The 12,965-nt window shown below is 69.0% G+C and carries 12 protein-coding genes and 1 pseudogene; 9 read left to right on the top strand and 4 right to left on the bottom strand.

Features of this window, described 5'->3' with window-relative positions; genetic code table 11:
* Nucleotides 1-64 precede the first annotated feature (64 nt).
* The 4 genes and pseudogenes from ACFVWW_RS24905 to groL all read left to right on the top strand — a co-directional run bounded on the left by ACFVWW_RS24905 (nucleotide 65) and on the right by groL (nucleotide 3,516).
* Complete coding sequence (locus ACFVWW_RS24905; protein WP_384188906.1) at nucleotides 65-979, top strand: polysaccharide deacetylase family protein; 915 nt, start codon at nucleotides 65-67, stop codon at nucleotides 977-979.
* A pseudogene (locus ACFVWW_RS24900) lies at nucleotides 976-1,110 on the top strand (polysaccharide deacetylase); the annotation flags it as partial. The gene ACFVWW_RS24905 and the pseudogene ACFVWW_RS24900, both read left to right, overlap by 4 nt.
* Before the next feature lie 375 nt (nucleotides 1,111-1,485).
* Nucleotides 1,486-1,794 (top strand): co-chaperone GroES, encoded by a 309-nt coding sequence (gene groES / locus ACFVWW_RS24895; protein ID WP_384188802.1) that lies wholly within the window; start codon nucleotides 1,486-1,488, stop codon nucleotides 1,792-1,794.
* Between the two features lie 99 nt (nucleotides 1,795-1,893).
* Complete coding sequence (groL, locus tag ACFVWW_RS24890) at nucleotides 1,894-3,516, top strand: chaperonin GroEL (protein ID WP_384336293.1); 1,623 nt, start codon at nucleotides 1,894-1,896, stop codon at nucleotides 3,514-3,516.
* A 100-nt stretch (nucleotides 3,517-3,616) separates the two neighbouring features.
* Here the strand turns inward: groL and ACFVWW_RS24885 are convergent, their stop codons facing one another.
* From ACFVWW_RS24885 to ACFVWW_RS24875, 3 genes are all read right to left on the bottom strand, one after another.
* Entirely contained in the window at nucleotides 3,617-4,390 is a 774-nt protein-coding gene (locus ACFVWW_RS24885) for an SDR family NAD(P)-dependent oxidoreductase (RefSeq protein WP_384336295.1), read from the bottom strand.
* Between the two features lie 22 nt (nucleotides 4,391-4,412).
* On the bottom strand, nucleotides 4,413-5,927 hold the full coding sequence (locus ACFVWW_RS24880; protein WP_386879139.1) for a multicopper oxidase family protein: 1,515 nt from the start codon (nucleotides 5,925-5,927) through the stop codon (nucleotides 4,413-4,415).
* A 127-nt stretch (nucleotides 5,928-6,054) separates the two neighbouring features.
* Complete coding sequence (locus tag ACFVWW_RS24875; protein WP_384188796.1) at nucleotides 6,055-6,750, bottom strand: MOSC domain-containing protein; 696 nt, start codon at nucleotides 6,748-6,750, stop codon at nucleotides 6,055-6,057.
* A gap of 81 nt (nucleotides 6,751-6,831) precedes the next feature.
* On the opposite strand from ACFVWW_RS24875, the gene ACFVWW_RS24870 reads away from it, so the two are divergent.
* Nucleotides 6,832-7,722 carry a LysR family transcriptional regulator gene (locus tag ACFVWW_RS24870; protein ID WP_386879140.1) on the top strand — a complete coding sequence of 297 codons (891 nt, stop codon included), beginning with the start codon at nucleotides 6,832-6,834 and terminating at the stop codon, nucleotides 7,720-7,722.
* Nucleotides 7,723-7,816: 94 nt separating this feature from the next.
* Here ACFVWW_RS24870 and ACFVWW_RS24865 read toward each other — a convergent pair whose 3' ends face one another.
* Nucleotides 7,817-8,191 (bottom strand): WhiB family transcriptional regulator, encoded by a 375-nt coding sequence (locus tag ACFVWW_RS24865; protein ID WP_386879141.1) that lies wholly within the window; start codon nucleotides 8,189-8,191, stop codon nucleotides 7,817-7,819.
* Nucleotides 8,192-8,616: 425 nt separating this feature from the next.
* On the opposite strand from ACFVWW_RS24865, the gene ACFVWW_RS24860 reads away from it, so the two are divergent.
* The 4 genes from ACFVWW_RS24860 to ACFVWW_RS24845 all read left to right on the top strand — a co-directional run bounded on the left by ACFVWW_RS24860 (nucleotide 8,617) and on the right by ACFVWW_RS24845 (nucleotide 12,891).
* Nucleotides 8,617-9,228: a response regulator transcription factor gene (locus ACFVWW_RS24860; RefSeq protein WP_003948568.1), complete on the top strand. Its 612-nt coding sequence runs from the start codon at nucleotides 8,617-8,619 to the stop codon at nucleotides 9,226-9,228.
* Nucleotides 9,229-9,488: 260 nt separating this feature from the next.
* On the top strand, nucleotides 9,489-10,064 hold the full coding sequence (locus ACFVWW_RS24855; protein WP_030351487.1) for a sigma-70 family RNA polymerase sigma factor: 576 nt from the start codon (nucleotides 9,489-9,491) through the stop codon (nucleotides 10,062-10,064).
* 97 nt (nucleotides 10,065-10,161) lie between these two features.
* The gene (gene guaB, locus ACFVWW_RS24850; RefSeq protein WP_384188790.1) at nucleotides 10,162-11,664 is read left to right on the top strand and encodes an IMP dehydrogenase; all 1,503 of its coding nucleotides are present in this window, start codon (nucleotides 10,162-10,164) and stop codon (nucleotides 11,662-11,664) included.
* A gap of 102 nt (nucleotides 11,665-11,766) precedes the next feature.
* Nucleotides 11,767-12,891 carry a GuaB3 family IMP dehydrogenase-related protein gene (locus ACFVWW_RS24845; RefSeq protein WP_384188789.1) on the top strand — a complete coding sequence of 375 codons (1,125 nt, stop codon included), beginning with the start codon at nucleotides 11,767-11,769 and terminating at the stop codon, nucleotides 12,889-12,891.
* Nucleotides 12,892-12,965: the final 74 nt, after the last annotated feature.

The raw sequence follows: 12,965 nt of genomic DNA, 5'->3' as shown, positions 1-12,965 counted from the left end.
GCTGACAGGATGCCACTAAATACGACTAGTACGACAAAAGGAAGAAAAGATGGCAGAGGGGATGATGAAGGGAGGCCGGCGGAGCCGGGCAGTGCTGGCGGCGCTCCTGTTCGCCGCAATCGCTTCCGGATGCGGCCTGGAGTCCGGGCCGGCCGGACCCGCGCCCGCCAAGGGCGACGCCGCGAAGCACGGTCGGCCGGGCGCGCAGGCCGAGGCGCTGAAGCCCGGCACGCCCGCGTACGCCGAGAGCGTCCGCCGCGCGCAGGCCGAGCGCGCCGTCGCGGCCAAGAAGTGGGGGCTCGCCACCACCCCCCTGGCCGCGCCTCCGCCGCCCGCCGTCAAGCCGACGATCGTCACCCGCCAGGGCTTCGAGGTGGAGGGCGGCGAGGACCTGCCGCCGATCTTCACCACCGTCCCGGTCAAGGACCGGGTCGTCTTCCTGACGATGGACGACGGCGCGGAGAAGGACCCCGAGCTGCTGCGGATGATGTCCGAGCTGAAGATCCCGTACAGCGCCTTCCTCAGTGACTACGTCATCACCGACAACTACGACTACTTCAAGCAGATGCAGGACCGCGGCGTCACCCTCAACAACCACACCATCAACCACCGCTACATGCCCGGTCTGTCGTACGACGAGCAGAGGCGGGAGATCTGCGACCAGCAGGACAAGATCGAACAGCGGTACGGGAAGCGGCCCACGCTCTTCCGTCCGCCGTACGGCAACTACAACGGCGACACGCTGCGCGCCGCCAAGGAGTGCGGCGTGAAGGCCGCGCCGATCTGGGCGTCCGAGGCGTATCCCGACCACATGGAGTGGCGGGAGTGGGACGAGGACCTGCACCCCGGCGACATCATCCTCACGCACTTCCGCGGGCCCAATGACTGGAAGGGCACCATGCCCGACATGATCAGGAACGTGATGAAGACGATCACGGACAGGGGTTACGCCGTGGCCAAGCTGGAGGACTACGTATGAGCACCGCGCACCGGCTGCTGGCCGGAGCGCTGGCAGCCGGTGCGCTTCTCACCGGCTGTGCGCAGTCGGTGGACCCGATCGAACGGCTGGGCCGCAAGGCGGCGCAGAAAGTCGGCCCGCACGAGCCGGCCCGCGCCTCGGTGCTGGGCCGGACGGTCAGGGCCAGGCTGCCGAACGGGGGACAGCCGCGGGAGATCTGCGACCGGCAGGAACTGCTGCTGAGTCACCGTCAGGAACGCGATTCCGCGGTGGCGCATATGGACGACGCGCAGTAATCGCCCCTGCCGGGAAGGGCGGCGGGACCGGGATCCGAGGTACGCCACGCCGACGCGCATTGGCACTCCGCTTGACCGAGTGCTAATCGCGGTCATAGTCTCAGGTCTGGCACTCCCCACTGGAGAGTGCCAAACGCGCGACTGGCGGATCCGGCACCCGCGACGACGGATCCACCTGGTCGCCACTCAGACAGTTAACCCCGTGAGATCTCCGAAGGGGGAGGTCGGATCGTGACGACCGCCAGCACCAAGGTTGCCATCAAGCCGCTCGAGGACCGCATTGTGGTCCAGCCGCTCGACGCCGAGCAGACCACGGCCTCTGGCCTGGTTATCCCGGACACCGCCAAGGAGAAGCCCCAGGAGGGCGTCGTCCTGGCTGTGGGCCCGGGCCGTTTCGAGAACGGCGAGCGGCTTCCGCTCGACGTTTCCGTCGGCGATGTCGTTCTGTACAGCAAGTACGGCGGCACCGAGGTGAAGTACAGCGGCGAGGAGTTCCTCGTCCTCTCGGCTCGCGACGTACTCGCGATCATCGAGAAGTAATTCACCGTCAGTATGTGCTTTTGAGCTGCGCCCTCGGCCACCCTGCAATCGCCGGGCGGACGGGGGCGCCGTTCGTTCGAGAGGACTAGAGAAGCTCCCATGGCGAAGATCCTGAAGTTCGACGAGGACGCCCGTCGCGCCCTCGAGCGCGGCGTCAACAAGCTTGCCGACACGGTGAAGGTGACGATCGGCCCCAAGGGCCGCAATGTCGTCATCGACAAGAAGTTCGGCGCCCCCACCATCACCAACGACGGTGTCACGATCGCCCGTGAGGTCGAGATCGAGGACCCGTACGAGAACCTGGGCGCCCAGCTGGTGAAGGAGGTGGCGACCAAGACCAACGACATCGCGGGTGACGGCACCACCACCGCCACCGTGCTGGCCCAGGCGCTGGTCCGCGAGGGCCTGCGCAATGTCGCCGCGGGCGCGTCCCCGGCCGCCCTGAAGAAGGGCATCGACGCCGCGGTCAAGGCTGTCTCCGAGGAGCTCCTCGAGACCGCCCGCCCGATCGAGGACAAGTCCGACATCGCCGCCGTGGCCGCGCTCTCCGCGCAGGACCAGCAGGTCGGCGAGCTGATCGCCGAGGCGATGGACAAGGTCGGCAAGGACGGTGTCATCACCGTCGAGGAGTCCAACACCTTCGGTCTGGAGCTGGACTTCACCGAGGGCATGGCCTTCGACAAGGGCTACCTCTCCCCGTACATGGTGACCGACCAGGAGCGTATGGAGGCCGTCCTCGACGACCCGTACATCCTGATCCACCAGGGCAAGATCGCCTCCATCCAGGACCTGCTGCCGCTGCTGGAGAAGGTCATCCAGGCGGGTGGCTCCAAGCCGCTGCTGATCATCGCCGAGGATGTCGAGGGCGAGGCGCTCTCCACCCTCGTCGTCAACAAGATCCGCGGCACCTTCAACGCGGTCGCGGTGAAGGCCCCCGGCTTCGGTGACCGCCGCAAGGCCATGCTCGGCGACATCGCCACCCTCACGGGTGCCACCGTCATCGCCGAGGAGGTCGGCCTCAAGCTCGACCAGGCCGGTCTCGACGTACTGGGCTCCGCCCGCCGCGTCACCATCTCCAAGGACGACACGACCATCGTCGACGGTGGGGGCAACACCGCCGACGTCCACGGCCGCGTCAACCAGATCAAGGCCGAGATCGAGTCCACGGACTCCGACTGGGACCGCGAGAAGCTCCAGGAGCGCCTCGCGAAGCTGGCCGGCGGCGTGTGCGTGATCAAGGTCGGCGCCGCCACCGAGGTGGAGCTGAAGGAGAAGAAGCACCGTCTGGAGGACGCCATCTCCGCGACCCGCGCCGCGGTCGAGGAGGGCATCGTCTCCGGTGGTGGCTCCGCTCTGGTGCACGCCGCCAAGGTGCTGGAGGGCAACCTCGGCAAGGAGGGCGACGAGGCCACCGGTGTCGCGGTCGTCCGCCGCGCCGTCGTCGAGCCGCTGCGCTGGATCGCCGAGAACGCCGGCCTTGAGGGCTACGTCATCACCTCCAAGGTGGCGGAGCTGGACAAGGGTCACGGCTTCAACGCCGCGACCGGCGAGTACGTCGACCTGGTGAAGGCCGGCGTCATCGACCCGGTCAAGGTCACGCGCTCCGCGCTGGAGAACGCCGCGTCCATCGCGTCGCTGCTGCTCACGACCGAGACCCTGGTCGTCGAGAAGCCGGTCGACGATGAGCCCGAGGCGGGCCACGGCCACGGGCACAGCCACTGACGCCGACGCCTGACGCGCACAGCTGAACGCACCGAGGCCCGGTGCCCCCTCCGCGGGGGCACCGGGCCTCGGCGTGTCGCGTGCCGGTGATCCGGCGCGGCTACCGCGGGCCGTACTTGCGCCCGGCCTTCGACGAGATGCCGCCGAGCAGCCCGCGCGGAGCCAGCTTCACCGCACCCATCAGCGCCTTGTAGCGCGGATCCGGTACGGACACGGTCTTCCCGCGCGCCAGATCCGCCAGCGCGGCCGTCACCAGCTTGTCCGCGTCCAGCCACATCCAGCCGGGGATGGAGCCGGTGTCCATCCCCGCCCGGTCGTGGAACTCGGTCCGTACGAAACCGGGGCACAGCGCCATCAGCCGCACCCCCGTCCCCGTCAGGTCCCGGGCCACGCCCTGGGAGAACTGCACGGCCCAGGCCTTCGAGGCGCCGTACGTCCCGCGCGGCAGGAACGCGGCCACCGACGCCACATTGACGACCGCCCCCCGACCGCGCGCCTTCATGCCCACGACCGCCGCCGAGGTCAGCCGCAGCACCGCCTCGCAGTGGACCTTCAGCATGGTCAGCTCATCGGCCATCGAGACTTCGAGAAAACGGCCCTTGTTGCCGAACCCCGCGTTGTTGACCAGCAGATCGACCGGCTGCTTGCGGTCCGAGAGCCGCCTCTCCACCGACGCGATCCCGCTGTCGGTGGAGAGGTCGGCGGTCAGCACCTCGGCCTCGATGCCATGCCGGTCGTGCAGTTCGGTGGCCTGGTCCTGCAAACGCTCGGTGTCGCGGGCCACCAGCACGAGATTGTGCCCGTCCGCCGCCAGCCGCCGCGCGAAGGCGGCGCCGATCCCCGCCGTCGCGCCCGTAATCAAAGCAGTCGTCATACGCGGCACGTTAGCGCCTGTGTCAGTGCCCCTGATGTGCGTGGCTCGCAGCCGGACGGCCCGCCTTCTGCCCCTTCTCCACCACGACGAACTGACCCATCATCCCCTGGTCCTCGTGATAGAGCAGATGGCAGTGGTACATGAACGGCGCGTTCGGATCGGCCGGTCCGTCGAAACGCATCGCCAGCTTCACCGTCGTACCGTCCGGGATGAAGACGGTGTCCTTGGCCCCGCGCAGCGCCGGTTCCGGCTCCCGTCCGTTCACCGACACCACTCTGAACTGCACGCCGTGCACATGGAAGTTGTGCGGCATCCCGTTGGTGTTCCGTACGGTCCAGGTCTCCGTCGTACCGCGCGTGACGGTCTCGTCGATCCGTCCCATGCTCATCCTCCTGCCGTTGATCCCGGACAGCTTGAGGTCGAAGAACCGTCCGCGCGCGGCGTGCGAGCCGTCGGGTATCTCCAGCTTTCCGAGCGTGGCGGGCAGCGCGGGGGAGGGGCGCAACCGCTTCTTCGCGCGCAACTCCAGTACGTCGAACGTGTCGTCGCCGCCGTTGAAGCGCTGGTTGTAGAAGTCCTGGCCGATGTCGAGGGGGAAGCTGCGCAGCACCGTCCGCTCGCCCGGCCGCACCCGGACCACGACCTCGGCCCGCTCACCGGGTGACAGTTGGATCCGGTCCATCCGCGCGGCCTTCTCCAACAGCCCGCCGTCCGTGCCGATGAGGGAGAACGCCCGGCTGTCGTCGAAGCCGAAGTCGTAGGTGCGGGCGGTCGAGGCGTTGAGGAGCCGCAGCCGTACGAGTTCGTCCCCGACCACCTGGTACGGATCGAGGGTGCCGTTCACCATCGTGCGGTCACCGAGGAATCCGACGGTCTGCGTCACCCCCTTGCCGTGGTCGAACCGTGCTCCGTCGAACTTCACGTCCTGGACGACCAGGGGAAGGTCGTTGACCCCGTAGGTGTCGGGCAGCGCGAGCCCCTGGGACTTGGCGTCGTCGAGGATGAACATCCCGGCCAGGCCACGCTGCACATGGTCCTCGGTCTCGCCGTGCGGATGCGGGTGGTACCAGAGCGTCGCGGCCGGCTGGTCGACCTTCCAATGCGGCGACCAGGTCGTGCCCGGCGCGACCATCTGGTGCGGTCCGCCGTCCATTTTCGCGGGCAGCCGCATCCCGTGCCAGTGCACGGAGGACGCCTCGCCCAGCGTGTTCCTGACTCTGACCTGGACTTTCTCACCGCGCTCGGCGCGCAGCGTGGGGCCCAGATAACTTCCGTTGAAGCCCCAGGTCGGGGTCTTCCGCCCGGCCTTGAACTCCGTCTCGCCCGCCTGCATCTTCAGATCGAAGACGCGGGTGCCGTCCGCCGTGACGGTCGACTCGGCGAGCGGCGGTACGGCCAGCTCATTGCGGAAGGAGGTCCGGCCGACCGTGGACACCTTGGCGCCGGAGTAGAGCCACAGGAAACCACCGCCGACCGCCAGGGCGAGCACGGTCGCGACAGACGCGAGAATGATGAGGACACGCTTGAACCCAGACATGTACTGAGCGTCGCGGTGGGTGCCACCCTCGGTCATCGGGGGCCACCCCGAGGCACCCCCGACTCACCCCTCAGTGCTCTCAGGGACATCCCCTACGCATGAAGTATTCCGCCCAAATCGGCCCAGGTCAGGGCCGGTTGGCCGGTGCGGCGCCGACTTCGCCGTACCGTTCGCAGTACTCCCGCGCGATCCTCAGCGACTCGTGGTGCAGCGCCTCACCGGCGGCGAGAACCCGGGGCAGCAGCTCCCGCTCAAGCGTGACGGCCCGGAACGCCATGGCCACCGTCACCTCGTGATCGGGACGGTGGACGATCTCGATCGCGTCGCCCGCCCGGATCTCGCCGGGGGTGAGGACCCGCAGATACACGCCGGTGACGGCCTCCTTCGTGAAGCGCTTGACCCAGCCCTTCTCGCCGAGCCAGCCCTGGAACGTACGGCACGGAATCCGGCCGCTCGTCGCCTCCAGCACCACATCGGGGCCGATCCGCCAGCGCTCACCGATCTTCGTGCCGGTGAGGTCGAGGCCGGACGTGGTGAGGTTCTCGCCGAAGACGCCGTTGGCCAGCGGCCGTCCCAGCTCCCGCTCCCAGAAGTCCAGATCCTCGCGGGCGAAGGCGTACACCGCCTGGTCGGTGCCGCCGTGATGGCGCAGATCGCAGACCGTGTCACCGGCGACACCGCCGGCGCCCTCGCCCTTGGGCCCGGGATCCGCCACCCGTACGGGACCGTCGGCCGGCCGCTTGTCGATACCCGTGGTGCCGCTCGGGGCGTCGGAGTACTCCACGGCCTTCGGCCGTCCCACATTCACGGTCAGAAGTCTCATACACGGCACGGTATCCCCCCGAGTCTCAAATGATCCACCGGATATTTCGCATTATCCCCAAGCGTCGCTTATGGTCGCGGTGTGATCGAAGCCCGCCATCTCCGTGTCCTGCGCACCGTGGCCGCCACGGGCTCCTTCTCGGCGGCCGCGCGTGAACTCGGCTGTACGCAGCCGGCCGTGAGCCAGCAGATGAAGGCGCTCGAAGCGTCGGCGGGCACCCCGCTGATCGTCCGCACCGGCCGCGAGATGCGGCTGACGCACGCCGGCGACGTGCTCGTACGGCACGCGACGGGCATCCTCGCCGGACTCACCGCGGCGGAGGAGGAGATCGCGGCCATCGCGGGGCTGCGGGCCGGCCGGGTCCGGCTGGTGTCGTTCCCCAGCGGCAGTTCCACGCTGGTCCCCACCGCGCTGGCCGCCCTGCGCGCGGCCCATCCCGGCACCCGGGTCTCGCTCGTCGAGGCCGAGCCGCCGAGCTCCGCGGAGATGCTGCGAGCCGGCGACTGCGATGTGGCGCTGGCGTTCCGGTACGGCGGCTCCGCCGCGGAGTGGGACGACCTGGTGGTACGGCCCCTGCTGGTGGACCGGCTCGTCGGTCTGGTCCCCGAGGGCCACCGGCTCGCGGACGCCGGCGCCGTCGCGATGGGCGATCTCGCCGAGGAGTCGTGGATCGCGGGGTGTCCGCGCTGTCGCAAGCAGCTCGTCGACGCCTGTGCGGAGTCGGGCTTCACGCCCCGGATCGATTTCGCGACGGACGACTATCCGGCGGTGATCGGCCTGGTCGCCGCGGGGCTCGGGGTGGCGGTGCTGCCGGAGCTGGCGATGGAGTCGGTACGCCCCAAGGGGATCCGTACGCTCACGGTCGAGCCCTCGGTCCGCCGGGAGATCGTCGCGCTGACCCTGCCGGATCTGGCGCGGGTTCCGGCCGTCGCGGCCACGCTGGACCAGCTGGTCCTGGCTGCCGCGCGCTGACGGCGCCCCGCTCCTCCCGCGGCCTGCGACCCGCTGAGCGGCGGGAAGGCTGAGCGGCGAGAGTGCAGGAACGTTTCTTCAGAAGGTTCTGGCGCTACGGGAGTCGACCGCTCGCGTGGCTGTCGGGGCCGGCGCCGGAGCCCGGTCCCGGTCCCGGTCCCGAGGCCGACGCGGAGGCCGGGATCAGCCGGGTGCGCGCCCGCCCCATCAGCTCTTCGCGCTCGTCCTCGGTCAGCCCGCCCCACACGCCGTACGGCTCCCGCACCGCCAGCGCGTGCGCCGCGCACTCGGCGCGGACCGGGCACCGCATGCACACCTCTTTCGCCGAGTTCTCACGCGCGCTTCGTGCCGCGCCTCTTTCCCCTTCCGGGTGGAAGAAGAGTGAACTGTCGACACCACGACAAGCCGCGAGGAGCTGCCAGTCCCACAGATCGGCGTTCGGTCCGGGAAGGCGGGAGAAATCTGCCATTGCTCATGTCCCCTTGAAACCGTGCTGAGGCGGATACGGGTCGCTTGGGTGCCGGGTACGAGCCCGACGCGCTCCCGCACCGGTGCTCACGACCGTACATCTACTATGTAAGTAGATGTAAATATGACTCATTGCGAATCTAGCCACAGACACCAGCAAAAGGGAAGAAAAGCCGCTAAATGGGGCATAGCTCTAAAATAAGGGCCGGATGACCTGCGATGCTCTCCTCTGTGTGCGACCCCTTACAGGGAGTGCTGAACTCGGCCGTCCGACCCGTAACTCTTTCGAGTGACCGTCGTTGAGTGTGCGAGGCGGTTGAGAGAACGAGCGGTCGGGCACATGTCCGAAAGCGTCAATCGCACAGGTGACGATATGTACCCAGCCTGGAGGCTCAAGGTGACGCGCATCAGCTGCGGAGGACGGTCATGACATCCGTCCTCGTCTGCGACGACTCCCCGCTTGCCCGAGAGGCGCTCCGCCGAGCGGTTGCGACCGTGCCCGGCGTCGAGCGCGTGACGACCGCGGCCAACGGCGAGGAAGTCCTCCGCCGCTGGGGCGCCGATCGTTCCGACCTGATTCTGATGGACGTACGCATGCCGGGGCTGGGCGGAGTCGAGACGGTCCGCCGGCTGCTCTCCGCCGACCCCGGCGCCCGGATCATCATGCTCACGGTCGCGGAGGACCTGGACGGAGTCGCGCTCGCGGTCGCCGCCGGTGCCCGCGGCTATCTGCACAAGGACGCCTCGCGCGCCGAGCTGCGCGCGACCGTCACACAGGCGCTCGCCGATCCGACCTGGCGGCTCGCCCCGCGCCGGCTCCGCTCGGCCGAGATGGGCGCCGCGCCCACGCTCACCGCGCGGGAGATCCAGGTGCTCGAAGGCATGAGTCACGGCCGCTCCAACGCCGAGATCGGCCGCGAGCTCTTCCTCTCCGAGGACACGGTCAAGACACACGCCCGGCGGCTGTTCAAGAAGCTCGGCGCCTCGGACCGCGCGCACGCGGTGGCGCTCGGCTTCCGCTGGGGCCTGGTCCGCTGACGGGACAGGCCCTCACCCCCGCCCGCCGCACGATCCTGTCGAGGGGACAGGGCCGAGGCGGGCGGGGCAACGTACGCCCGTACGCAACTGTTTCGCGCGCGATGCCGCATCCTTGAGTTGTGGAGTTCCTCGGGGACGAGTCGGACGAGCGCGAGGGGAGGGCGCAGAGGATGAGTTCTGCCGCACCTGCTCATAACGCTTCGGTGCACAACTATGGACGCGGTGCCACCAATCAGCAGCCGCCAAGGCACCATGGACCGATGCGCGATGACGAGACCACGGTGATTGGTGCGCTCGTTCACCGTGCCGTCGACGGCGATGAACAGGCCACGCACGATCTCCTGGCCCGCGTTCATCCGCTCGCGCTGCGCTACTGCCGTACGCGACTGAACCGGCTGCCGGGTGATGCGCGGCACTTTGTGGAAGACCTCGCGCAGGAAGTCTGCGTCGCGGTCCTGATGGCCCTGCCGCGGTACCGCGACACCGGCCGGCCCTTCGAGGCCTTCGTCTTCGCCATCGCCGGCCACAAGGTCGCCGATCTCCAGCGGGCCGCCATGCGGCACCCGGGGTCGACGGCCGTGCCGTCCGACGAGATGCCGGAGCGTCCCGACGATTCGCTGGGGCCGGAAGAGCGTGCCCTGCTCAGCAGCGACGCCGAGTGGGCCAAGAAGCTGCTCGCCAATCTCCCGGAGAACCAGCGCGAGCTGCTGGTGCTGCGGGTCGCCGTCGGGCTCACCGCGGAGGAGACCGGGCAGATGCTGGGGATGTCCCCGGGCGCGGTACGGGTCGCGCAGCACCGCGCGCTCAGCAGGCTGCGGGCGCTCGCCGAGCAGTGAGCGAAGCTGTTCGGTGATCTTGATCGTGGAATGAGAGGCCCGCGGAGCCCGTTAGCATGGGCATCCGCACCGATCAAGGCCATATGGGGAAGGTGTCATGACTGCATACGTCGACGGAGTGCCCGAGAAATTCGCGACGCTCGGGCTGACATACGACGACGTGCTGCTGCTGCCGGGCGCCTCGGAAGTGCTGCCGAACCAGGTGGACACCGCCTCCCAGGTCTCCCGCAACGTGAGGGTGAACATCCCGCTGCTCTCCGCGGCGATGGACAAGGTCACCGAGGCACGGATGGCCATCGCCATGGCCCGCCAGGGCGGCGTCGGCGTACTGCACCGCAATCTCTCCATCGCCGACCAGGCCAACCAGGTCGACCTGGTGAAGCGCTCCGAGTCCGGCATGGTCACCGATCCGATCACGGTGCACCCCGACGCGACGCTCGCCGAGGCCGACCAGCTGTGCGCCAAGTTCCGGATCAGCGGCGTCCCGGTCACCGACCGCGCGGGCAAGCTGCTCGGCATTGTCACCAACCGCGACATGGCCTTCGAGGCGGACCGTACGCGCCAGGTGCGCGAGGTCATGACCCCGATGCCGCTCGTCACCGGCAAGGTCGGCATCTCCGGCGTGGACGCCATGGAGCTGCTGCGCCGCCACAAGATCGAGAAGCTGCCGCTGGTCGACGACGCGGGCATCCTCAAGGGCCTCATTACGGTCAAGGACTTCGTGAAGGCCGAGAAGTACCCGAACGCGGCCAAGGACGCGGAGGGCCGGCTGCTCGTCGGCGCCGCCGTGGGTGCCAGCCCCGAGGCGCTGGAGCGCGCCCAGGCGCTGGTCGCCGCCGGGGTCGACTTCCTGGTCGTGGACACCTCGCACGGCCACAACAGCAACGCGCTCAGCTGGATGTCGAAGATCAAGTCGAGTGTCGGCATCGACATCATCGGCGGCAACGTCGCCACCCGCGACGGTGCCAAGGCACTGATCGACGCGGGCGTGGACGGCGTGAAGGTCGGTGTCGGGCCCGGCTCGATCTGTACCACCCGCGTCGTCGCCGGTATCGGCGTCCCGCAGGTCACGGCGATCTACGAGGCCGCGGTGGTCTGCATGGCCGCGGGCGTCCCGGTCATCGGCGACGGTGGCCTCCAGTACTCGGGCGACATCGGCAAGGCCCTCGCGGCCGGCGCCAGCACGGTGATGCTCGGCAGCCTGCTGGCGGGCTGCGAGGAGTCCCCGGGCGAGCTGCAGTTCATCAACGGCAAGCAGTTCAAGTCGTACCGCGGCATGGGGTCGCTGGGCGCGATGCAGTCGCGCGGCCAGGGCCGCTCGTACTCGAAGGACCGCTACTTCCAGGCGGACGTCTCCGCGGACGACAAGCTCGTCCCCGAGGGCATCGAGGGCCAGGTGCCCTACCGGGGTCCGCTCTCCGCCGTACTGCACCAGCTGATCGGCGGCCTGCGCCAGACGATGGGATACGTGGGCGCGGCCTCCATCGACGAGATGGAGCGCAAGGGCCGGTTCGTCCGGATCACGGCGGCGGGGCTCAAGGAGAGCCACCCGCACGACATCCAGATGACGGTCGAAGCACCGAACTACAGCAGGAGCTGAACACACGTGCCAGTGAGGGGCGGCCCCGGGATTCCGGGACCGCCCCTCACTGATGCGTCGGGGATACTGGAACGGCAGACGTAGAAGGAAAGGCCACACATCGTGACTGAGATCGAGATCGGGCGCGGCAAGCGCGGCCGCAGGGCGTACGCCTTCGACGACATCGCCGTCGTCCCGAGCCGGCGCACCCGGGATCCGAAGGAGGTCTCGATCGCCTGGCAGATCGACGCCTACCGATTCGAGCTGCCGTTCCTGGCCGCTCCGATGGACTCCATCGTCTCCCCGCAGACCGCGATCCGGATCGGTGAGATGGGCGGTCTGGGGGTGCTCAACCTGGAAGGTCTGTGGACCCGGTACGAGGACCCGCAGCCACTGCTCGACGAGATCGCGCAGCTGGACGAGGCGAGCGCCAACCGCCGGCTCCAGGAGATCTACGCCGAGCCGATCAAGGAAGAGCTGATCGGGCAGCGCATCAAGGAGGTGCGGGACTCGGGCGTGGTCACGGCGGCCGCGCTTTCGCCGCAGCGGACCGCGCAGTTCTCCAAGGCCGTGGTGGACGCCGGGGTCGACATCTTCGTCATCCGCGGTACGACGGTCTCCGCCGAGCATGTCTCCGGCGCCGCCGAGCCGCTGAACCTGAAGCAGTTCATCTACGAGCTGGACGTGCCGGTCATCGTCGGCGGCTGCGCCACGTACACCGCGGCCCTGCATCTGATGCGTACGGGCGCCGCGGGCGTACTGGTGGGCTTCGGCGGCGGCGCCGCGCACACCACCCGCAATGTACTGGGCATCCAGGTGCCGATGGCGACGGCGGTCGCGGATGTGGCGGCGGCCCGCAGGGACTACATGGACGAGTCCGGCGGCCGGTACGTACACGTCATCGCGGACGGCGGCGTCGGCTGGTCCGGGGATCTGCCCAAGGCCATCGCCTGCGGCGCGGACTCCGTGATGATCGGCTCCCCGCTGGCGCGGGCGACGGACGCGCCGGGCAAGGGGCACCACTGGGGCATGGAGGCGGTCCACGAGGACGTGCCGCGCGGCAAGCTGGTGGACCTGGGCATCGTCGGGACGACGGAGGAGGTCCTGACGGGCCCCTCGCACAGCCCGGACGGATCCATGAACTTCTTCGGCGCGCTGAAGCGGGCCATGGCGACGACGGGCTACAGCGAACTCAAGGAGTTCCAGCGCGTCGAGGTGACGGTGGGGGACTCGCAGCACCGCCGCTGAGCGCCGGCGCTCACGAACGCGTCGCGCACGGCGAAGTGCCCGGACCATGGACCGGTCCGGGCACTTCGCCGTGC

Origin of the sequence: Streptomyces sp. NPDC058198 (assembly GCF_042882605.1) — a bacterium.
Lineage (GTDB): Bacteria > Actinomycetota > Actinomycetes > Streptomycetales > Streptomycetaceae > Streptomyces.
This window is presented reverse-complemented; position numbering and strand designations above follow the sequence as displayed.